Raw genomic sequence first — 21,142 nt, 5'->3', positions numbered from 1 at the left:
TACTCCTCCATACCCTATTCACTTAACTGAGTGGCAGCATCACCGTACTTTGGTAAGCAGGTCGGGCACATAGTTGCTGATACCAGCGCTCCATATGTGGCCGCGGCTGGCGCTTGATGGGCATTTCAAACCAGGCATAAATAAAGGCGCCTAACGGAATATCGCCGATGCCGAAGGTTTCACCTGAAAGATAGGGTTGATTTGCCAGCGTTTGTTCCACGATATCGAGGTGGTGTTCCATTTCCTTAATGGCGGCTTCGATTTGTTGATTATCACGTTGCGCCGGCTCGGTACGAACGATGCCCCAAAATAGGGTACGGAACGGGGTCGTAATCGGGGCAATTTGCCAATCCATCCACTTTTCTGCAGCGGCGCGGGCTTGCAGATCTTGCGGGTAAAAGGGGGGCTGACCAAATTTTGCTGCCAGATAGCGAACAATGGTATTCGACTCCCACAGCACAAAATCGTCGTCCTGCAACAAGGGTACCAGCCCATTAGGGTTGAGGGCTCGATAGGCGGCTTCATTAACTTTACCGTAAGCGCCCCCGGCATTGATATGGGTGAAATTCAGTCCCAGCTCGCCAGCACACCAAAGTACTTTTTTGACATTGTTTGAGTTTTTTCGGCCCCAAATGGTTAGCATAACGTGCTCCTGCATCAATTTTATAAAATAGACTCTTATCTACGCTAGAAAATGTGGTTTGTCACCTGTCAGCCTGATGGCGCTAACCATTTTAGCCTTATCCCACGGCAAATTGTACAAACTGAGAATATCAACCCAGGTTCGGGTGATTGTGTACAGTTATGTAAAAACTAAGAAAATTTGACCGACCCCTGCCAGAATAAAATCAATTGCCGCTGCCCATTGCCATTCAAGTTGGCGGGGGCTACAACAGGTACATAGATGATGAGGGTTGGCATTCGGTCGTTCTCGTCGGTTGATAGAACGGATAGCTTTATTTGAAAATTAAAGTTATTTCATGAGTTTAATGGGTACTCTGGCAACATTATGAGAAATAAAATCTTATCTGTCTCTTTTTATAAACTGGCCTTCAGTGTAGGTGCCATCTTATTGGCAGCTCCCACTGCCTATGCGGCAGAATCTGCTGAAATTCCACAAATTAATGCTAAAGCTTATGTGCTGATGGATTATAGCAGTGGCAAGATTCTGGCAGAGGGTAATGCCGATACCCGGCTGGACCCCGCGAGCCTGACTAAAATCATGTCCAGCTATGTGATTGGTCAGGCGATGAAAGCCGGTAAAATCAAACCGGACGCTCTGGTTACTGTGGGGAAAGATGCCTGGGCCACGGGGAACCCGACCTTACGTGGCTCATCGTTAATGTTTATCAAGCCGGGTGACCGGGTGCCGGTCTCTGAATTGAATAAAGGGATTGTTATCCAATCCGGTAATGATGCCAGCATTGCCTTGGCAGATTTTGTTGCGGGTAGCCAGGATGCCTTTGTTAGCTTGATGAATAATTATGCCAAATCCTTAGGTTTACAAAATACGCACTTTCTAACGGTACATGGCCTGGATGCGGAGGGGCAATACAGTACAGCGCGCGATATGGCATTGTTGAGTCAGGCGCTGATCCGTGATGTACCGGACGAGTATGCATTGCATAAAGAGAAAGAGTTCACATTTAACAAAATTCGCCAAGTAAACCGTAACCGACTGTTGTGGAATAGCAATCTGGCAGTTGATGGTATCAAGACGGGTTATACCAGTGGTGCCGGGCATAACTTGGTGGCCTCGGCGGTCGATGGCCCAATGCGCCTGATTTCAGTGGTATTGGGGGCACCGAATGACAGTGTTCGCTTTAGTGAAAGTGAAAAATTATTGACCTGGGGCTTCCGTTTCTATGAAACGGCGATACCTATCAAGGCGGATAAAGCATTTGTAACGCAAAAGGTATGGTTTGGTGATGTGAATGAAGTACCACTCGGTGTGGCGACAGATGCTGCTGTTACTCTGCCTAAAGGGCAGATGAAAAACCTGAAAGCCAGCTACAAACTTGACCCGCCGACACTGGAAGCGCCGTTGGCGAAAAATCAGGTTGTTGGCACCATCGATTACCAACTGGATGGTAAAACCATTGCACAGTACCCGCTGGTGGTGATGCAGGAAGTCAAAGAAGGGAATTTCTTCAACCGTATATGGGATTTTGTCATGATGAAACTGAGCCAGTGGTTTGGCGGCATCTTTGGCTGAATCAGCTAGCGAGGCGAGTTAGCAAAAAAGGGCAGACAGTTTGGTCTGCCCTTTTCGTTGTTAATGACAGGAAATGTTAATGACAGGAAAGATTAAAGACTGGCAAGGTTAATAATCGGCAAGATTAATTACAGGCCACCACTTTGATTGCCAAACCGCCTTGTGATGTTTCACGGTATTTAGCATTCATATCTTTACCGGTTTCGTACATGGTTTCGATCACTTTATCCAGGCAGACGCGCGGTTCACTGGTACGGCGTAGTGCCATGCGGGCCGCATTAACCGCCTTTACGGCAGAAATGGCGTTACGCTCAATACAAGGCACCTGAACCTGTCCAGCCAGAGGGTCGCAGGTCAAACCCAGGTGATGTTCCATGGCTATTTCTGCCGCGATACACACCTGTGCCGGGCTGCCGCCCATCAATTCAGCCAGCCCAGCAGCGGCCATAGAACAGGCAACGCCCACTTCACCTTGGCAACCCACTTCGGCACCAGAAATGGAGGCATTCATTTTATACAAGGTACCAATGACACCAGCAGTGAGGAAGAAACGGCTGTAGGAGTTGGTGTTCACAGGGCGGATAAACTGATCATAGTAGGCCAGCACTGCCGGAATAATGCCACAAGCCCCATTGGTAGGCGCGGTCACCACTCGTCCCCCTGCGGCATTTTCTTCATTAACCGCAAAGGCAAACATATTGATCCAATCCACCACGTTCATCGGGTCGATATTGTTTTTATCGCCTGTGACCAGAATACGGCGTAATGAGGCGGCCCGGCGCTGAATCTTCATTGGGCCAGGCAGTAGACCTTCTGTATTCATACCTCGCTCAATCGCGGTGCGCATCACCTGCCAGACATTGGCAAAATGTTCCTCGATCTCTTCTTTGCTACGCAATGCCAGTTCGTTCTGCATCACCAGGCCGGAAAGGGAAAGCCCGTTCTCTTTGCAGTGCTGTTGTAGCTCTTGTGCCGAGCGGTATGGGTAGGGGATAGTTTGGTTATCACTGGCGGGTTGACCAAAATGCTCTTCGTCAACAATAAAGCCACCACCGATGGAGTAGTAGGTTTTGCTATACAGTAACTGCTCACCGGCGTAAGCGCTGATGCGCATCCCATTCTCGTGCAGTGGCAGATTGCTGTTGTGGAAGTTCATCCCTCCAGAAGGGGGGAAATCAACTTCATGTGTGCCGTTAGCCAGCAACAGACGGCCGCTCTGTTCCACATTGTGGATAAAACTGCTAATGCTATCGATATCCACATTGTGCGGTAGATTACCCGCCAGCCCCATGATAATAGCAATATCGGTATGGTGGCCTTTACCTGTCAGTGACAGTGAACCATAAACATCAACCACCACTCTGGTGGTGGTGTGGAGTTGCCCGGCATTAATCAAATCATCGACAAACTGTTTGCCTGCCTTCATCGGGCCAACGGTATGGGAACTGGATGGGCCGATACCAATTTTAAAAATATCGAAAACGCTGACCATAGTTTCGCTACCTTCTTCAAGTTAATACCCTTTTATCCGTCACTGCCTGGAACATAGGGCGTTGCAGTGGTTAGGTGAGGAAAGGGGAAATGATTCGAGAATGCCGATGCCCCTTAGGGCACCGGCTGAATGTGATTAACTAAACAAGGTGTAGAGAATGGCAGACATCGCAACCAACCCCATCACGACCACAAAGATGTTGCTGATAGGGCCGCTGTACTTGCGCATGGCCGGCACTTTACGGATTGCATACATCGGCATCAGGAACAACAGCATGGCGATAATTGGGCCACCGAGGTTTTCAATCATCCCCAAAATACTTGGATTCATGGTGGCAACGATCCAGGTAGTCACCAGCATAAAGATTGCTGTAATGCGATTCAGTTTCTGGGTACTGATGGTTTTGCCACGGCTCTTCATCGATTTGCTGATCATGCCATTAAAGCCTTCACGGGCACCCAGGTAGTGGCCCAAGAACGATTTGGTAATGGCGATAAAGGCGATCACCGGTGCAATGTAGGCGATCATCGGGTTGTTAAAGTGGTTGGCCAGATAAGAGAGAATAGAAATGTTCTGCGCTTTGGCTTCTGCTAGATCCGCTGGGGAGAGGCTCAGCACGCAACTGAAGACGAAGAACATCACGGTCAGCACCATCATGATGTGGGAATAAGCCAGGATGCGTGAACATTTCTTCTCAGCATCTACGCCGTATTCTTCACGTTTGGCGACGGCAAACGCAGAGATAATCGGCGAGTGGTTGAATGAGAATACCATTACTGGGATAGCTAACCACAGGGTGATCACAAAACCATGGCTTAAGCCATCGCCAGAGCCAGCCAGTGAGACATTTTCGAAAATGGCCCCACTCCAGTTTGGGATCAGGTACAACGCCAGTAACATCAGTACGCCGACAAACGGGAACACCAAAATACTCATGGTTTTAACAATGGCTTCTTCACCGAAGCGGACAATCGTCATTAGCCCGGCGATCAGGATCAGTGACAGAATGGCGCGCGGTGGCGGTGTCATGCCTAATTGGTGGGTGATAAAACTGTCAACGGTATTGGTGATGGCAACACTGTAAACCAGTAGAATTGGGTAGATAGCGAAGAAGTAAAGCAACGTGATCAGCTTACCGGCACTGATACCAAAATGTTCCTCAACCACTTTAGTGATATCTTCCCCGGGGTTTTTGCCGGACAGCACGAAACGGCACAGGCCCCGGTGAGCAAAGAAGGTCATTGGGAAGGCGATAATCGCCATAATAATCAAAGGGATCAAGCCACCAATACCAGCATTGATCGGTAGGAAAAGCACACCCGCACCAATAGCGGTACCATAAAGACCCAGCATCCACATGGTGTCAGTTTTGCGCCAGGTTTTGCTGGAAGGCGATGCCGCAGAGGCTACAGTGCCAATTTCTACAGAATCCATAAATATCTCCGAGGTGAAGCAATTAATTTAAAATTTGCAATAAAACGTAAGGTTAAATCCATGGGCGAAATAATAGACATGACATCCACAATAAGTTGGGATGTTCTGGAACGTCGTCATGGGTTTAGCTGCATGTTTGTTTGCACCAGTTACATCGTTAATCTCTATGTCCCTGGCGAATTATTAATCTTATGCCTGATGTGTCCGTGCGGGGCGGTGCCTAGCTGTGAGATGAACCCTGAATTTATTGAAAGTCGTTAGAGTCAAATTTCCCCTTGGTTATTTGTTAGGATGATAATGATTAGGTATAAATAGCGGTATCAGCTAAATGAAACTTGGTCGCTATATGGCTGCGAGATATTATTATCACTGTTAGGCGGCTACCCATCGATTTTTGCTGGCGGCAAGATAACGCTTGTTAGTATTTTCTACCGTGATCTCACTCTCAAATGCATGAATTGTGCTATTAATTGTTTTATGTCTCATGATTTGTGCGATTATTGTGATAATTAATAACATTGTGTGCGTTTTGTTTAATTTTTGTTATTTTAATGTTTGTGTTGCTTTGTGGTGATTTTACAAGATAAACGTCTGCCTCAGTGATTAGGGGCGGCAATATATTTTATCTTTATGGATTGATCTAGCTAAAAAATCGAAATAATTTAATTTGATGACTTGGATCACGTTTTATATTTTATGCATTATTAATAACATATTGTTTTTAAGGTATTTTTTGTTGAATTAGAGAAGGTGAGGTTGAACTGTTTGATGTGAAGATAGTCATCTTGCTATCTGATAAAAATAGTCTTGCTTATTTTTCAACAGAATCATACTGATATCGAAGAGGGCAAAAATGAGATTTATCGGTAAATAAATTATTGATTGTGCAGCAAAAGCAGGATGTCATTTCTATGAATCAATGACATGTTTGCTTATCATTATTAATAAGATCTTAATTCTTGTTATTCAGAGACATGACAAGTCTATTTGTTAATTTGCCTGATGCAATTAATGGGCGCCATCAATTCGATAAAGGAAATTTAAAACCGCAAGCTAATCCCCTGTTCAGTGAAGTAATGGATAAATTCAGGCTCTGGCTGGCGGTCGGTGATGACACGATCAAACAGCGTGAGCGGCCCAATGCAGGCAGGTTTGGTATCGGCAAATTTGCTGTGATCTGCCACCAGAATTTTTTGCTGTGCCTTGGCTAATGCTTTGTGCTTCATTTGTAATTCATCAAAGTTGTAACAGGTGGCACCTTGCTGCAAGCTAACACCTGCGGCAGAGATAAAGGCGATATTGGGGCAGATAAGGTCCAGCTCATTATGCTGGCCTACGGCGGTAAAAATAGCGTTATTGGGTTTGAATTCACCACTGCACAGGATCACTTTGCAATGGGGTTTCTGCTGCAGTACCAGAAAGGTATTGAGTGAGTAACAGATGGCGGTAAAGGGCAGGGCATCGTCAATGGTGTTGATGATCGCTGGGATCGTGGTGCCGCAATCAAAGAACACGGTGTCATTTTCGTTGATCAGCGGGGCAGCCAACATACCAATGCGTTGCTTTTCGGTTACCTGCCGGTTTTGTTGGTCAGAAACCAGATATTGGCTGACGTTATTGATCCGTGGGTCGGCAACGATATAGCCCCCCAACAAGACGATTGCCGCAGGTTCACTGCTCAGGTCACGACGGATGGTCATTTCCGAAACGCCTAGCAGTATGGCGGCCTCTTTCAAATGGATTTTGTCTGCACGCTTTAACGTTTGCGTTAATTGGTTAATGCGTGTTTCCCGTGGTGTTTCCATCAGTGATATCCATCGCTACTTAAAGCCACAGCCTATTGAGTAAGTTGTTCTGCCCATCCTTGGGCTTCATTCCGCTTCGGGGCACGGTAAGCTGCGTTCCCACGGGGGCGAAAATTAGTAACTCCCGCCCTTGGCACTGTCGCCGGAGACAATGGCAACCCCGGAGCTGGTACCAATGCGTGTAGCTCCTGCGGCAATCATTTTCTCTGCGGTAGCCCGATCACGCACCGCGCCCGAAGCTTTAACCCCCATTTCACTGCCCACCGTGGCGCGCATCAGTTTGACGTGCTCTTCACGCGCACCGCCAGTGCTAAAACCCGTAGAGGTTTTAACAAAAGCGACATCAAGCTGGCGACATATTTCACACACTTGAACGATTTCAGCATCACTGAGTAGGCAAGTTTCTAATATGACTTTCAATGGGATGGCGGCACAAACTTCACGTACGGCGGCAATATCGGCGCTGACCTGATCCAGCAAGCCACTTTTCAGCCAGCCGACGTTGATAACCATATCAATTTCTTGTGCACCAGCAGCAATAGCCGCTTTGGCTTCATAAGCTTTGGCGACGCTCAAACCGGCACCCAGTGGGAAACCGATGACTGAGCATACTTTAACTTCGCAGTCTTGTAACAGGTGGGCTGCTAGCGGTACATAACCTGAGTTCACGCAGACAGCATAAAAATTATGTTGTTGTGCTTCTTCACACAATTTGGCGATCTGGCTTTCGGTCGCGTCCATCGCCAGTAAAGTATGGTCAATATAACGAGCATAATCAGTCATGTTGGTTCCTCAAAGGAAGTGATATAGCCAGGTTTTTTCCGGCAGTTGGTGGCCGCAATAACCCTGTTTGGCTCAGGTTTAAGCAATGAAACAATCAGTAATGTTATTATTCTAACATTGAGGGGTGATGATTAATAGTGCTTTAATCGCCATATTTCGGCTTATTAGGGTGGTTTTCTATCAGTTGATTTCATGGTTCGTTCTTTAATGTTATTTAAATAACATTGGCGAAGTGAGTGCATCCGAGTGGGGTGTCATGTTGCTTTGGCGGGGTAATGATTTGTATTGTTGTTGATGATTGATTCAAGTGAGACTCGGTGACGGTCGCTGAGACGACCAGATGCTCCTCTATGACGAGCTTCGTGGGGGAGAAGACAACAATCTGTCAGTTTCAGGCTATTATGATATAAATTACGTTAATCGAACGCATGTGACACCCTGTTTTAAAAGGATAACAAATGAACAAAATCTCTTTGCTTGTTAGCAGCTTGCTGATGGCTGCTTCTGCTAATGCTCTCGCTGCAACAACTATTGCCGCAACAACCACACAGGAAGATCTTCAGCAGCAACCGCTGGAAAAAGTAGCGCCATTCCCTAAAGCTGAGAAAGGCATGACTCGGCAGGTCATCTATTTACCCCAGAAGGAGAATGAAGAAAACTTTAAGGTTGAATTACTGATTGGTAAAACGCTGGAAGTGGATTGTAACCGCCATATGATGGGGGGAGCGCTGGATAGCAAAACATTGGAGGGATGGGGTTATAACTATTTTGTCCTGACCAAACTTTCGCCGCTGGCGTCCACCATGATGGCCTGTGCCGATGACACCAAGCGCCAGGAGTTTATTGCCGCCAATTTAGGTGAACAGGCCATGCAGCGTTATAACAGCCGCCTACCTATCGTGGTTTATGTCCCCAAAGACGTTGAAGTGCGCTACCGCATATGGTCAGCCAGTGAAACGATGGGTCGTGCAGTAATAAAATAATGCTCGCTGGATAAAGCCAACCTGCCCATAAGGCATGGGCAGGTTGGTGAGGTATCTAATCAGATTTCTTCGCCATCCATAGACTTTTGGTCGTTCTTATCGTTAACCGCGTGTGGGTCGTGATTTAAAACCGGTTAATGGGAAATCGTATTTCTCATGACTATTCAATCAATTCCATATATTACCGCTTAGATTTAGCTCAAAATGCTAGTTTTTACACTGAACCTTCAACCACAGCACCATAGTAGCGTACTGATTAGTAACGCTGTGGGATTAAATTCTGCATATCAGGGTGACATTGGAGTGATTATTGTTTTGAGATGTAAATCCAGTATAAAAATGCGGTTACTACACGCGATATCACAGTTTTTTTAGGGAAAGATCACTTCTCATGTCGTTTCAAGCTGGATAAATTCAAGATAGGCGTTACTAACTGTTTTCTTATGGAGAAGCATATGGTTGCGCTGCTTGCCTTGCCCATAGTGTTTGGTGCGGGATACTTAATTATAAAGAAATATAACACCCAAGCGGTATTATTTGGGACTGGTCTCTTAATGATGATGATCGGTGTCGTTTTTTCTGAGCCTGATTTTTTGCCAAAAGGGACAAAGCCAACGGGTTCGGTATTGGTAGATTTTTTCTTTGTTATTCAGACGATCACTTCTTCAACATTGGCCAACTTAGGTCTGATTATTATGGCCGTTGGTGGTTTTTCTAAGTATATGGGGCACATCGGTGCGGCCAATGCTTTGGTAAAAGTGACCACTAAGCCGCTTTCTACAATTAAAAACCCCTATATAGTTCTTGCCTTGGGGTACATCTTAGGTCAGTTTTTAAACGTTTTCATACCAAGTGCCGTTGGATTAGCGATGTTATTGCTGGTTGCATTATATCCAGTATTGGTCGGTATCGGTTGCACTCCCGCCTCTGTTGCTGCGGTATTGGCGACAACAGCATGTTTAGATTTAGGCCCAGCTTCTGGTGCTGCGAACAAAGCGGCAGAAGTGATTGGCATTGATGCCGCTTCATATTTTATTGAACACCAATTATTTGTTGGCATCTGCTCGGCACTTGTTATTGCTCTGCTGCATTTTGTTTGTCAGAAGTGGTTCGATAAACGAGATCAGGTTAAAGGTGTCTCTTACGAGCTGCAAGCCAAAGAGGATAACGCGCGCGAAGCACCACAGTGGTTTGCAATCTTACCGGTTTTGCCACTGGTATTGCTGTTAACATTCAGTAAATTTGCGATTACCTCGATTAAAATTGACGTGGTCACCGCGATGTTTATTAGCCTTGCGGTCGCAATGGTCTGTGACTTTATTTATTCTCGAAACGGCAAGGCAGTAGCCGATTCGTTGAAAGTCTACCTACAAGGGATGGGGGATGTCTTCGCTAGCGTTGTATCGTTAATCATTGCTGCACAAACTTTTGTGGTTGGTCTTGATGCGATAGGCTTTATTTCTGGCATGTTGGGTGTCTCCGCCCACCTTGGATTTGGCTACATCATGATGGTTATCGTGCTTGTGGCAATTATTGGTATCACAACGCTTATGTCAGGTTCTGGCAATGCGGCCTTCTTTAGTTTTTCTAACTTAGCACCTGATGTTGCTGCTCACGTTGGTGTTTCCACCGCTGCGTTAGCGTTACCGATGCAACTTTCTGCTGGTATTTTCCGCTCTTTCTCTCCTGTGGCTGGGGTGGTGATTGCTTGTGCAGGGGTGGCAGGTATTTCGCCATTCGAACTGGTAAAACGCACCGCGATTCCGATGATAGGCGGGTTGCTGACGGTACTTATCATTACTTTTATCGGGGCGTAAGGCGACTAATAGGCCGGACTAACATGCATCTTGGATTGAAGATTCATTTGCAGTAGTCACTTGGCTAGAGCGGGCAGCGCGGTTGCTTGCTCATCAAATCGTTGATGCTGAAAGAATGCATGCTAATTCTTCAGCATCACCTCAGGTGCTTATGTCGCAAGCGGTGATGATAAAGTCCGCAGAAAAATTTGCTGTAGAGAAGTGCGGCCTATTATCAAGTAAAAGCCCCATTGAAAAGGCCACTGAGTAAGATGATTTGAGACGAATTTGACCACAACATCCTGCAGTTTTAGCAAGATTAGCCGCAGATGAGCTTAATACAGCTGGTGAACCTAATCATTGTCTTGGTGGTAATCATGCGTTACTCAATGAAACTGTAGAGCCATATCGCACCGTGACAGCTCGTATCTAGGATTTTGGAGTGAATAATGAAATTTAATCTAGCGGAGTATCTTGAAGAGTTACGGCCGCTGATCAACGTCGATTGCGGTACCTATACCCTTGAAGGCATTGAATGTGTCGCCAGTCAATTTGAACAAAAATTTCAAGCTATGACTGGTTGGTATGTTAAACGTGTCGATTGTGCTAAAGCGGGTGTTGGTCTGGAAATTCGCAACAAGCCAGATACTGAACAAATTGATATCATGTTGGTTGGTCACCTTGACACGGTGTTTGCAAAAGGCACGGCGGCGCAGCGCCCTATGTCTTATGATAATGAGAAAGCGTATGGCCCTGGCGTCGCTGATATGAAATCAGGGCTACTAAATATTGTATATGCGCTACGCCATCTTGAGCCTGATCTGATCGATAAGTGTTCTATTTGCGTGTGTATGAATCCTGATGAAGAAGTCGGTTCTGCAGATTCGGTTGCTTGGCTTCAGTCAGTGGCTAAACATGCCAAGCATGCATTGGTGGTTGAAGCGGCACGAGCGGATGGCGGTTTAGTAAAGGCACGCAAAGGGCGAGCTTGCTATCAACTGAATTTTCATGGCGTTGCTGTCCATGCCGGTAATGAACCGCAAAATGGGCGTAGTGCGATTACAGAATTGGCACATTGGATTGTCGCCATCAATGGGATGACCAACTTTGACTCGGGTACAACGTTAAACGTTGGGGTTGTGTCAGGTGGCACAAATAGTAATACGGTAGCTGAGTATGCCGATGCTGCTGTTGAAGTCCGCTTTTGGAGTAACGAAGAATATCAACACGTTGATGCAGCGCTGAAGCGCATGCAAGCCAACCCGTTTATTGATGGGGTATCGGTGGTAGTAGAGCGGGAAGTGTATAAGCCAGCGATGATGCCCTCTGAGCGTACCGAATCATTGATGAAACTGGTTGAAACACTGGCACAAGAGCTCGAAATTGATATCAAGTGGCATTCTGCTGGCGGTGGATCCGATGCCAACCACATGGCGATTTTAGGGATACCTACCATAGATGGTTTGGGGGCAATAGGTGGCCATTTTCACAGTGATAAAGAGTACCTGTTACTCGAATCGATCGAGCCGCGAATTCGATTACTAATGCGGATATTGCAGCAACTGGCGGCTTAAAGCATTTACCCTGGTGATGAGCCGAATTTGGCTCATCACCAGACAATCAGTAAGCATCGGTACGACCATTGAGTAAGGGTATATTTAAGCTATTCGGTGCATGAGTAAGTACCAAAAAATTTAAATAACGTTTCTAAATCCTCGAAATTATCATCATCTCGACACTCTTTTTGCAGTAAATACAGCAATAACTCAATAAACAAAAAGCCAATCGTACGGCTATGGAAGATTGAATCAACATCACTTGGCAAAATAAACTGCATATCGCTATAGATACCATAAGGATTGGAGTGGGTATTGCTTATCACCACTACATTGGATTTTATACTATTGAAATATTTAGTGATTTCCAAAACCACTGGATTAAAGCGATAGTAAGAAAAAGCCACTAAAATATCCTGTTGCGACACGCCAAGTAACGCTTTAGGGAGTTCTGCTTTGTCTAAAGGAAGCAGCACCACTTCAGTACGGCTGTATTTTAGCAATGTTGAAAAATGTGTGGCTAGCGCCCGTGATGAGGCTGAGCCGACAACGTAAATAGTACGCTGCTTTTCTGCAATCATCTTAGCCAGTTTTTTCAGAGCATCGCCATCCAACTCATCGGAGAATTGTTGAATCAGCTGAGTGACATTACTGATATAACGGAGCGCCGTCTCTTGGATACTGTCATCCTGGCTTTGATTCTTCACTCTGCTGGCTTCAATCGGCGCAATCATGATGTTATGAGTGCGCAAATTATTCTTTAATGCAGTTTTAAATTCAGCATAGCCGGTAAAGCCGAGCTTATTCAGATAGCGACCAATTGTCGCTTTACTGACTTTGGCTTTTTGCGCCAGATCAATGATGCCGTAATAAGCGAGCTCTTCAAAGTGCTTGATAATAAAAGCATTTAAGGCGGTTTCAGATTCGGTTAATGATTGAAGTTGCTTGGCTAACTGTATATACCCAGCCAAATCTATATGCTCTTTCATAAAGGTTAAATTATCGTATTGGCCCATAGAGGCAAGATTAGCACAGAGAGTGGTTGCGTTTATTGCTTAGAAGCAGAACTTAAACGGTTAGGTGCATTTAGTTTACATGTGGATGGTAGTTTATCAATTACTATCAATGTGTTAACCGGGGTTATTGGCGGATGTAAGTGACTAGGTGAGTTGGATTTATGCCAGAGAAGGGGCGTCAGCATCAGCATAGTTAACCTGAGATCTGGTTAAGCCATTATCAGCGACGTCATTTCTGAACGGGTCACTTTGATTGATGGATTATCCTCCTTCAGACAGTACGCGACCAGTTCGCACACCTAATCGACGCAAAAGAGCTACATAAGGGCACCATGACCGACGACATGACGCCTAAAAAGCGGGTGTAACTGAGGAGCTCAGGTAATCTAAATCGGGCTGATTGGAACGATGAATTTAGGGCTGAATGGCTATTTGATTAATATTTAAACACAATAGAATTCAACCCTAGAGTGACAGTTGCACAAGAAAGCTCTTATGCTTTTTTGTTGTTGCGGTTAAATTATTGGCGGTGTTCCTTCTTCGTTGCCGAGCACAACATCAATTTGGATCAATGCATCTTCTGGTAAAGCAGATACGCCCACAGTTCTTCGTGCTGGAATACCTTTAGGGAAGAAAGTAGTGTAAACTTCATCCACATCAGCAATATCTGCTATATTCTTTAGAAAAATATTGACTTTCACTACATCTTCCAAAGCATGATCAATGCTCTCAACGATTTCTTTAATATTCGTTAAACATTGTTCGGCTTGTTTTTTTATATCGCCCTCAACTTTTTTTCCGGTGACAGGATTAAGAGGTAATTGGGCGGAAAGATGATTGTAGTGAGAAAATGCAACAGTTTGGGTAGAAAAACCACTTATAGGTGCCTTTTCTGTGTTATTTGCTTCAATGATTAGCCCATGTCGATCTTCAATCGCTTGTGGCGGTGTGCCATCTCCATGGGAAACCACGGCTTCAATTTGCACTAAAGCATCCATCGGTAACGCACAAGAGGCTATGATTGTTCGTGCTGGCAGATAAGCGACAGTTCGGGCAATAGCTGAATCTGGGAAAAAGGTACTATAAACCTGATTGACATAATCAATATCGGAAATATTTTTAAGGAATATATTAACTTTAACAATATCATCAAAGGGAACATCAATACTTGCTAAAATTGCCTTAATATTTTTTAAACATTGTGCCGTTTGCTCTTTCACACCACCAATGACTAATCTACCGGTTTTAGGATCAATAGGTAATTGTGCTGAAATATTATTGTAATGAGAAAAAGATACGGATTGGGTAGATAATAAACTCATGGGTGCATGAGCTGTGTTATTACAAAGTTTAATAAGATCGCCTGCTTGTGGAGCATTAGGAATGGTACCTTCACCATTAGAAATAAGTGCTTCAACTTGCACTAAAGCCTCCATAGGCAAAGCGGCGACAACGGTTGTAGTAAGAGTAGGAACATAAGTTGGGAAAAAACTTTTATAAATGCCTTCTACAACATCCAGGTCTTTAATGTTTTTGATAAATATAGTGATCCGAACAACATCGCTCATCAGATGATCAATGCCTTCTACAATGGCTTTTATGTTTTTAAAGCATTGTTCTGCCTGTTGCGTTATTCCACCAGTAACTATCTGGCCTGTTTTTGCATCAATAGGCAATTGTGCGGAAATATTATTATAATGTGAAAAAGCAACTGTTTGTGAATATGGACCTATACTTTTTGGTGCGTGCTCTATATTCCTTGGTAATACAGCATTGTAACTTGCCATGATCATATTTCCTTTTGAATGTATCCGTCCCCATTCAAACCGCAGGGTTGTTGGCTGTGTACTCGTCCCTTACAGGATCGCTGCAGGCAGCGTTCAAACCAACCTTTGACCTATTTGTCGTCACCCTGGCGCATAATTGGCTATGCTTTTAGAGATCCGCTTAGTTGTCGCTTACCTGCAACTTGCATGAACACTCAGACTAATAGCTAATAGAACGGAAGTTATAGCAAATAATCCATACATACTCTATGGTTTTTATCGGTTTTTTAAGCAGTTTTTTGCTTAAAAGATACAGAGTAAATAACCTAATTCCAGGGCAAACGATTGCTGTTTATAACTGGGTTATGTTGAACCCCCTTAAAACAATATGCGGTCAATCTAAACATCATATTCAGCATAAAAATATGCACACGCCGCTGACGTCACCATGACAGATGACAACATACCTAAAAAACGGGTATCGCTGAGCTATGCCAAAATACTGATTGTGGTAAAAATGATAGTTAACCTGAGATCTGGTTAAGCCATTATCAGCGACGTCATTTCTGAACGGGTCACTTTGATTGATGGCTTATCCTCCTTCAGATAGTACGCGACCAGTCCGCACACCATATTCAGCATAAAACCGTGCAAGCTCCGGTGCCGTGTGTGCTCTATCTGTGAGATGTTTTTCAACTGATCATTGATAGTCTCTATGATAAAGCGTTTTGATAACATCAGCTTGTCCCATAAAGATAGGGCTTTTGCCTTCATGTTCTTGCGTATGCCAGTGATCAGGTTTATGAAAAGCGATAAGGATGGTCATTATCTCACTGGGACTCATCCGGCAAGAGCGCCGACGTTTGCGGCTACCGTTCTCCAGACACTGCTGCTCCCATAATGGGATGAAGACCCTGCAAAAATCATCGAGATCACAGAAGAGTTCTATTAATTTGTTCATGCCTGTTCCCCGCTCGATTGGTCCGTTTGTTTTTTTCATCAAAAGATCGGATCTGGGAACAGGCACTTAGTTCAATTTTTTATCCAGAGCTCAGGTTAGTTACCCTGCTAAACAGGGATCCAGAGGGCGATGGAGTGTCGAGTTTATTGATAGCTATGGCGATAAATTTTAGGCAATAAAAAACCCGATAATCTTGAACCTAAAAAGGCGGGATTAACGGGCTCCACAAATTGGGGACATCAAAGAAAAGCAGTGGCACTAACTCAGACTATCAGTATTTGGAAAAGTTCTGCTTAATAATCGAAATATCATAAATATTTTATCTTAGGGGTGTTTTCTGGTGCGTGCTTTACCCCATTATCCCCGGCCATATCACTACGATGAGTGAACCGGCCAAGGTTAACAACACGTTAGCGATGGCGTAGGTGCCCGCGTAACCCAGAGCGGGAATATTACTACGGGCAGTATCGCTGATGATGTCCATCGCCGGGGCGCAGGTGCGAGCACCCATAATGGCACCAAACAGTAAGGCGCGGTTCATACGTAGAATATAGGCACCGAATAAAAAACAGATCACCACAGGTAGCAAGCTGACAATTAACCCGGCAATCAGCATCTGCCCACCAATGGCACCCAGGCTGTGACCAATACTGGCTCCGGCACTTAGGCCAACACCCGCCATAAACACCATCAGGCCAAACTCTTTCACCATATTCAGTGCCCCCTGGGGGATGTAACCGAAAGTAGGGTGGTTGGCACGCAGAAAGCCTAGCATAATGCCAGACATCAATAGCCCAGCGGCATTACCAATACCAAACGAGAAATTACTGAATTGGATAGTGATCTGGCCAATTAATAGCCCGATGATAAAAAAGGCACAGAATGCCAGCAGATCGGTGACTTGGCTGTGAATCGAGATAAAACCAATCTTCTCGGCCACACTTTTCACCCGGCGAGCATCGCCACTGACTTGCAGCACATCACCTTTATTGAGCACGATGCTGTCATCAATCGGCATTTCAATCTGGCTGCGGATCACGCGGTTCAAGAAACAACCGTTATCAGTCAGTTTCAGTTGACTCAGGCGTTTACCGACCGCATTGCTGTTTTTTACTACAATTTCTTCGGTCACGATGCGCATGTTGAGCAGGTCACGATCGAAGACTTCTTTACCATTACGAAAGCTGGGATCCAACCGGGCATGGGCATCAGGGTAACCAACCAGTGAGATTTCATCCCCTATTTGCAGGACGGCATCACCGTCTGGGGTAGCCAGAATACCGTTACGACGAATGAGTTCGATATAACAGCCAGTTTGCCGGTAAATGCCCAGTTCACGCAGATTTTTGCCATCAGCCCAGGCCACCAACTCTTGGCCAACCCGATAGGCGCGGATCACTGGCAGGTAAACTTTGCGCTGGCTGTCGGTATCAAGGCCACGCTCATGGGTGATTTGTTGGGCGGAGGTCGAAAGGTCCTGGTGCTGCAGTTTGGGCAGATAGCGAGCGCCAAAAATCAGGCTGACGAGGCCAATCAGATAAGTCAGGGCGTAGCCCAGGCTGAGATGATCTTGAGCGGCCAACAGTGTGGGGCCATCGCTAATGGTATTACGTAGCGTATCTCCCGCACCGACCAATACCGGGGTGGAGGTCATGGAACCTGCCAGCATACCGGCAGTCAGGCCGATATCCCAATCGAACAATTTACCGAGCCCGATGGCTGTCAGCATGGCGGTACCGACCATCACCAGTGCCAGCATAAAATAGTTTTTGCCATCACGGAAAAAGATGGAGAAAAAATTGGGCCCAGCTTCGACACCAACACAAAAAATAAACAACATAAAGCCGAGGCTTAATGCTTCAGTATTGATGTTGAAGTGTTGCTGGCCCAGCAACAGTGAAACCACCAAAACACCAATCGCATTACCTAATTGAATGGAGCCCAAGCGGATTTTTCCAAGGCAGAGCCCTAGAGCGAGAACCACAAACAGTAACAGAATATAGTTACCGTTTAACAAACTAGCGACGTTTATATTCACGGAGGATAACTTATTGTTTACCAGTAAATTATTGATATAGAAAACTTTAAGGTATAGATTTAACCCTATAATATAGGGATAAAACCGATACCGACCCAGATTGATGCAAAGGCTAGCCAATATAGCTGCCACTCGATTAGTGACGAGTATAACTATTGAACAGCGGGGCTTATTCTAGCTGGTATGATGAGTAACAGCCAGCGTATAGCCGAGTTGTTTCAATAAGAGCACGCTAAGTGGTAAAGCCAGGGGATAAGTAGTCCATTTTAACGGCTAATGTATTTCACTTTTTTTTACCAGGGAAAAGTTTCAGCTAGTGCTGCCAGCCCACGCCGGCGGCATATGACTTGATGGGTGGTCAGGCTGTTTTTCTGCAGTGTAGTGACTGGTTCAAAGGGGAGAAGGGCATGGCAAATTATCGCTATTGGCTGGGGATTGTGAGTAGTTTCTTGCTGTTTAGTCTGGTTTTTCTTAGCCAGAAAAGTGTTACGGTCAACCATTCTGCTGTTGAGCATCAAAGCGAGATCGGCTTGTTGCTGTTTGTTATACCAGGGCTGATTGCCAGTTATCTTTCAATCAAAAAGCACATTTTGTGCCCGCTGCTGGGTGCATTGATTGCATTGCCGCTCTGTTTGATCATCCGTTATATCGGGTTGTTGCCTGGCTATTCACTCTGGCAGGAACTGGCTTATGCCGTTAGTGCCGTATTCTGGTGCGTGCTGGGTGCCATGCTATACCTGTTTATCCGGATGATTTCGCAAACGTTGGATCAGTTGCGTAAGCGAAAGCGGCAATAAGTATAAAAGAGTCTTTTGGGTCAGATCAGCCGATTACTTAAACAAGCCCAGATGTTCTTTGGCATAGGCTTCGAAGTCGGTGCAGCCGCCAATGTGCTGTTCATCAAGAAAAATCTGCGGCACGGTTTCAACTGGCTTACCGACGGTTTTTTCCAAATCGGCTTTGGTGATACCTTCTGCATGGATATCAACGTAACGGAAATTAAAATCGTCACGCTCTTCAGTCAACTTCTCTGCCAACTCTTTAGCACGGACACAATAAGGACAGTTCGGACGCCCGAAGATTACAGCAAACATATGATACTCCTGGTTTGTTAGGGTAATAACTGAGATCTAGCAAAGTAAACTGCCGTTTACTATGCCTGTTGTCAGTGGCAAAAAAAAGCGGCTTCTGCCTGTTAATTCGATTTATCGAACCGATTAATCAGTGGGGCTATTGCCAAGAGGGTAAATTCACTACACTGAGTGCAACCATTCAGGAGACGATATATGCGTTCAATCCGCAAGTTACCGCGTACTGTTTTATTGCTTGAAGCGCTAGGCATGGTGTTGCTGGTGCTCTCTTATATGAGCATCCATGATTGGGTGCATTTACCGGGTATGCTGGCATCGCAGCAAGCGGCGGTAGGGATGATTTTTCTTGGTGTGGCCCTGATGGTGCCTGCGGCGGTATTTTTGGTCTGGCGTGTGGTACATGGTGGGAGCTTCCTGCTGCTGGGTGATAAGCCGCCCAAGCATGATCAGCGCTCTTTGCCCAATGACGATAAAAAAGATCAGGGTAACTGACCAACGTTTCCAGGAGTGATCCGTGAAAATTGCCATTCTTTCCCGTGATGGTTCGCTGTATTCATGCAAAAGATTGCGCCAAGCGGCGGAGCAACGTGGGCATCAGATCGATATCATTGACCCACTTTCTTGCTATATGAACGTCAACCCCGCAGCGCCAGCCATCCATTATCGTGGCCGTAAGCTGGAACATTATGATGCCGTTATTCCACGCATCGGTTCTGCTATTACGTTCTACGGTACGGCGGTGCTGCGTCAGTTTGAGTTATTGGGGAGTTACCCATTGAACGAGTCGGTGGCCATCACCCGCGCGCGCGATAAACTGCGTTCGTTACAATTGTTGGCCAGCCAAGGCATTGATCTGCCGATTACCGGTTTTGCCCATTCTCCAGATGATACCGGGGATTTGATTGAATTGGTGGGGGGCGCACCGTTGGTGGTCAAACTGGTGGAAGGCACGCAGGGGATCGGCGTGGTTTTGGCTGAAACCCGCCAAGCGGCAGAGAGCGTGATTGATGCGTTCCGTGGCTTGAATGCCCATATCTTGGTGCAAGAATATATTCACGAAGCCCAGGGGCGTGATATTCGTTGTTTAGTGGTCGGTGGGCGGGTGATCGCCGCGATTGAACGGCAGGCAAAACCCGGCGATTTTCGTTCAAATTTGCACCGTGGCGGTACCGCTCGCAGAGTGCAGATCACCAGCAAAGAACGTGCTACGGCGATCAAGGCTATCGCCGCACTGGGGCTAGATGTGGCTGGCGTTGATATTCTGCGTGCTGATCGTGGCCCGCTAGTGATGGAGGTCAATGCCTCGCCGGGGTTGGAAGGTATTGAAAATACCACCAGATTGGATATCGCCGGGATCATGGTCGAATATATTGAGCAGTGTGGCCGCCCGGGCTTTTGCCTGAAGTCAGGCGGTTGAAATATAGTGAATTTAGTGGTTTTAAAGGAAATTAAAGCACGTTTGGCTCAAGCTACCGCAGCGGCGAGTTGGGCGTGTTGGCGTAGAAAAATGATCAAATCCGTGAATTTATCGCCTTTGGGCGTGCATATCGATTGAATATTCCGTAAGCTATGCGCCGTTTATGTTTTTAAAGCTTGTGAGGCTGGTAATTTATGGATTCGCTCATTGTCCCCGATTTGGCGTTGTTACGACGTTGGCTGGATCAATTGGGTGTCTCTTTTTTTGAGTGTGACTCTTGTCAGGCCTTACACTTGCCACATATGCAAAATTTTGATGGTGTCTTTGATGCCAAGATTGATCTGATTGATGGTGTGATTCTGTTTTCTGCCTTGGCAGAGGTCAAGCCCACCGCGTTGATCCCCTTGGTGGCTGATCTGAGCCAGATTAATGCCAGCTCATTGACCATTAAGGCATTCGTTGATATTCAGGACGACAACCTGCCTAAGCTGATTGTTTGCCAAGTGTTGAGCATTGCTGTCGGGGTAACTTATGAACAGTTTGCCCATTTTATGCAGCAGGGAGAAGAGCAGATTTCCATGCTGATCCTGGAAGCCCGAGCCAACGATCTGCTGTTTATGGGCGATGAAGAAGAAGCCGCGCCAGTGGTCACCCGTCAGCCGATGTTGCATTAAATCGTGTTCACTGATTGATCAGCAGGTTTACCCCCCCAATTTCCTGTTTCCGTTTACCACCACGAAAAGTTCTTTATCCTAGCGCTAACGGCAGCTTGAATAGCGACGGTGTGCG

18 protein-coding genes and 1 pseudogene are annotated in these 21,142 nt (G+C 45.8%); 8 read left to right on the top strand and 11 right to left on the bottom strand.

Annotated features, from left to right (window positions below; genetic code table 11):
* Positions 1–22 precede the first annotated feature (22 nt).
* The gene (locus AC2A06_RS15865; protein ID WP_473195577.1) at positions 23–643 is read right to left on the bottom strand and encodes a glutathione S-transferase family protein; all 621 of its coding nucleotides are present in this window, start codon (positions 641–643) and stop codon (positions 23–25) included.
* Positions 644–1,009: 366 nt separating this feature from the next.
* On the opposite strand from AC2A06_RS15865, the gene AC2A06_RS15860 reads away from it, so the two are divergent.
* Positions 1,010–2,215, top strand: coding sequence for a serine hydrolase (locus tag AC2A06_RS15860; RefSeq protein ID WP_484380903.1), 1,206 nt, complete (start codon positions 1,010–1,012; stop codon positions 2,213–2,215).
* A gap of 124 nt (positions 2,216–2,339) precedes the next feature.
* Here AC2A06_RS15860 and AC2A06_RS15855 read toward each other — a convergent pair whose 3' ends face one another.
* From AC2A06_RS15855 to deoC, 4 genes are all read right to left on the bottom strand, one after another.
* A complete protein-coding gene (locus AC2A06_RS15855) occupies positions 2,340–3,707 on the bottom strand; it encodes an L-serine ammonia-lyase (protein ID WP_484380902.1) in 1,368 nt (455 codons plus the stop codon).
* Positions 3,708–3,842: 135 nt separating this feature from the next.
* Positions 3,843–5,141: an HAAAP family serine/threonine permease gene (locus AC2A06_RS15850; RefSeq protein ID WP_023492684.1), complete on the bottom strand. Its 1,299-nt coding sequence runs from the start codon at positions 5,139–5,141 to the stop codon at positions 3,843–3,845.
* 1,040 nt (positions 5,142–6,181) lie between these two features.
* The gene (gene deoR, locus AC2A06_RS15845) at positions 6,182–6,946 is read right to left on the bottom strand and encodes a DNA-binding transcriptional repressor DeoR (protein ID WP_484380901.1); all 765 of its coding nucleotides are present in this window, start codon (positions 6,944–6,946) and stop codon (positions 6,182–6,184) included.
* A 114-nt stretch (positions 6,947–7,060) separates the two neighbouring features.
* The gene (deoC, locus tag AC2A06_RS15840) at positions 7,061–7,729 is read right to left on the bottom strand and encodes a deoxyribose-phosphate aldolase (protein WP_484380900.1); all 669 of its coding nucleotides are present in this window, start codon (positions 7,727–7,729) and stop codon (positions 7,061–7,063) included.
* Between the two features lie 458 nt (positions 7,730–8,187).
* On the opposite strand from deoC, the gene eco reads away from it, so the two are divergent.
* From eco to AC2A06_RS15825, 3 genes are all read left to right on the top strand, one after another.
* Positions 8,188–8,712 (top strand): serine protease inhibitor ecotin, encoded by a 525-nt coding sequence (eco, locus tag AC2A06_RS15835; protein ID WP_023492680.1) that lies wholly within the window; start codon positions 8,188–8,190, stop codon positions 8,710–8,712.
* 455 nt (positions 8,713–9,167) lie between these two features.
* Complete coding sequence (gene dcuC, locus AC2A06_RS15830; protein ID WP_484380899.1) at positions 9,168–10,529, top strand: C4-dicarboxylate transporter DcuC; 1,362 nt, start codon at positions 9,168–9,170, stop codon at positions 10,527–10,529.
* Between the two features lie 428 nt (positions 10,530–10,957).
* The gene (locus AC2A06_RS15825; RefSeq protein WP_484380898.1) at positions 10,958–12,082 is read left to right on the top strand and encodes a M20 family metallopeptidase; all 1,125 of its coding nucleotides are present in this window, start codon (positions 10,958–10,960) and stop codon (positions 12,080–12,082) included.
* A gap of 89 nt (positions 12,083–12,171) precedes the next feature.
* On the opposite strand, the gene AC2A06_RS15820 is transcribed toward AC2A06_RS15825, so the two are convergent.
* From AC2A06_RS15820 to AC2A06_RS15800, 5 genes and pseudogenes are all read right to left on the bottom strand, one after another.
* A complete protein-coding gene (locus AC2A06_RS15820; protein ID WP_484380897.1) occupies positions 12,172–13,053 on the bottom strand; it encodes a MurR/RpiR family transcriptional regulator in 882 nt (293 codons plus the stop codon).
* A gap of 542 nt (positions 13,054–13,595) precedes the next feature.
* Positions 13,596–14,867, bottom strand: coding sequence for a RidA family protein (locus AC2A06_RS15815; protein WP_484380896.1), 1,272 nt, complete (start codon positions 14,865–14,867; stop codon positions 13,596–13,598).
* A gap of 519 nt (positions 14,868–15,386) precedes the next feature.
* Positions 15,387–15,650 (bottom strand): annotated as a pseudogene (locus AC2A06_RS15810) (transposase); the annotation flags it as partial.
* Complete coding sequence (locus AC2A06_RS15805; protein ID WP_484380895.1) at positions 15,547–15,807, bottom strand: hypothetical protein; 261 nt, start codon at positions 15,805–15,807, stop codon at positions 15,547–15,549. The gene AC2A06_RS15805 and the pseudogene AC2A06_RS15810, both read right to left, overlap by 104 nt.
* Positions 15,808–16,156: 349 nt before the next feature.
* A complete protein-coding gene (locus tag AC2A06_RS15800; protein ID WP_484380894.1) occupies positions 16,157–17,845 on the bottom strand; it encodes an aspartate:alanine antiporter in 1,689 nt (562 codons plus the stop codon).
* A 407-nt stretch (positions 17,846–18,252) separates the two neighbouring features.
* On the opposite strand from AC2A06_RS15800, the gene AC2A06_RS15795 reads away from it, so the two are divergent.
* Positions 18,253–18,642, top strand: a complete 390-nt coding sequence (locus tag AC2A06_RS15795) for an inner membrane protein YbjM (protein WP_484380893.1) — start codon at positions 18,253–18,255, stop codon at positions 18,640–18,642.
* A 33-nt stretch (positions 18,643–18,675) separates the two neighbouring features.
* On the opposite strand, the gene AC2A06_RS15790 is transcribed toward AC2A06_RS15795, so the two are convergent.
* The gene (locus AC2A06_RS15790; protein WP_023491972.1) at positions 18,676–18,939 is read right to left on the bottom strand and encodes a GrxA family glutaredoxin; all 264 of its coding nucleotides are present in this window, start codon (positions 18,937–18,939) and stop codon (positions 18,676–18,678) included.
* 192 nt (positions 18,940–19,131) lie between these two features.
* Here AC2A06_RS15790 and AC2A06_RS15785 point away from each other — a divergent pair, with 192 nt between their 5' ends.
* The 3 genes from AC2A06_RS15785 to AC2A06_RS15775 all read left to right on the top strand — a co-directional run bounded on the left by AC2A06_RS15785 (position 19,132) and on the right by AC2A06_RS15775 (position 21,027).
* On the top strand, positions 19,132–19,428 hold the full coding sequence (locus AC2A06_RS15785) for a DUF1418 family protein (RefSeq protein ID WP_023491971.1): 297 nt from the start codon (positions 19,132–19,134) through the stop codon (positions 19,426–19,428).
* A gap of 22 nt (positions 19,429–19,450) precedes the next feature.
* Positions 19,451–20,353 (top strand): 30S ribosomal protein S6--L-glutamate ligase, encoded by a 903-nt coding sequence (gene rimK, locus AC2A06_RS15780; protein ID WP_484380892.1) that lies wholly within the window; start codon positions 19,451–19,453, stop codon positions 20,351–20,353.
* Between the two features lie 194 nt (positions 20,354–20,547).
* Positions 20,548–21,027 carry a YbjN domain-containing protein gene (locus AC2A06_RS15775; RefSeq protein WP_473195566.1) on the top strand — a complete coding sequence of 160 codons (480 nt, stop codon included), beginning with the start codon at positions 20,548–20,550 and terminating at the stop codon, positions 21,025–21,027.
* Positions 21,028–21,142: the final 115 nt, after the last annotated feature.

This window comes from Serratia sp. HNCC26DJ244, assembly GCF_057180565.1.
Note: the sequence above shows the minus strand (reverse complement) of the source record. Positions and strands in the feature narration are given on the sequence as shown.

Bases quoted from the DNA above. Each gene is read 5' to 3' on its own strand.
- AC2A06_RS15865 (WP_473195577.1), bottom strand. From the start codon at position 643: ATGCTAACCATTTGGGGCCGAAAAAACTCAAACAATGTCAAAAAAGTA.
- AC2A06_RS15860 (WP_484380903.1), top strand. From the start codon at position 1,010: ATGAGAAATAAAATCTTATCTGTCTCTTTTTATAAACTGGCCTTCAGT.
- AC2A06_RS15855 (WP_484380902.1), bottom strand. From the start codon at position 3,707: ATGGTCAGCGTTTTCGATATTTTTAAAATTGGTATCGGCCCATCCAGT.
- AC2A06_RS15850 (WP_023492684.1), bottom strand. From the start codon at position 5,141: ATGGATTCTGTAGAAATTGGCACTGTAGCCTCTGCGGCATCGCCTTCC.
- deoR (WP_484380901.1), bottom strand. From the start codon at position 6,946: ATGGAAACACCACGGGAAACACGCATTAACCAATTAACGCAAACGTTA.
- deoC (WP_484380900.1), bottom strand. From the start codon at position 7,729: ATGACTGATTATGCTCGTTATATTGACCATACTTTACTGGCGATGGAC.
- eco (WP_023492680.1), top strand. From the start codon at position 8,188: ATGAACAAAATCTCTTTGCTTGTTAGCAGCTTGCTGATGGCTGCTTCT.
- dcuC (WP_484380899.1), top strand. From the start codon at position 9,168: ATGGTTGCGCTGCTTGCCTTGCCCATAGTGTTTGGTGCGGGATACTTA.
- AC2A06_RS15825 (WP_484380898.1), top strand. From the start codon at position 10,958: ATGAAATTTAATCTAGCGGAGTATCTTGAAGAGTTACGGCCGCTGATC.
- AC2A06_RS15820 (WP_484380897.1), bottom strand. From the start codon at position 13,053: ATGAAAGAGCATATAGATTTGGCTGGGTATATACAGTTAGCCAAGCAA.
- AC2A06_RS15815 (WP_484380896.1), bottom strand. From the start codon at position 14,867: ATGGCAAGTTACAATGCTGTATTACCAAGGAATATAGAGCACGCACCA.
- AC2A06_RS15805 (WP_484380895.1), bottom strand. From the start codon at position 15,807: ATGAACAAATTAATAGAACTCTTCTGTGATCTCGATGATTTTTGCAGG.
- AC2A06_RS15795 (WP_484380893.1), top strand. From the start codon at position 18,253: ATGGCAAATTATCGCTATTGGCTGGGGATTGTGAGTAGTTTCTTGCTG.
- AC2A06_RS15790 (WP_023491972.1), bottom strand. From the start codon at position 18,939: ATGTTTGCTGTAATCTTCGGGCGTCCGAACTGTCCTTATTGTGTCCGT.
- AC2A06_RS15785 (WP_023491971.1), top strand. From the start codon at position 19,132: ATGCGTTCAATCCGCAAGTTACCGCGTACTGTTTTATTGCTTGAAGCG.
- AC2A06_RS15775 (WP_473195566.1), top strand. From the start codon at position 20,548: ATGGATTCGCTCATTGTCCCCGATTTGGCGTTGTTACGACGTTGGCTG.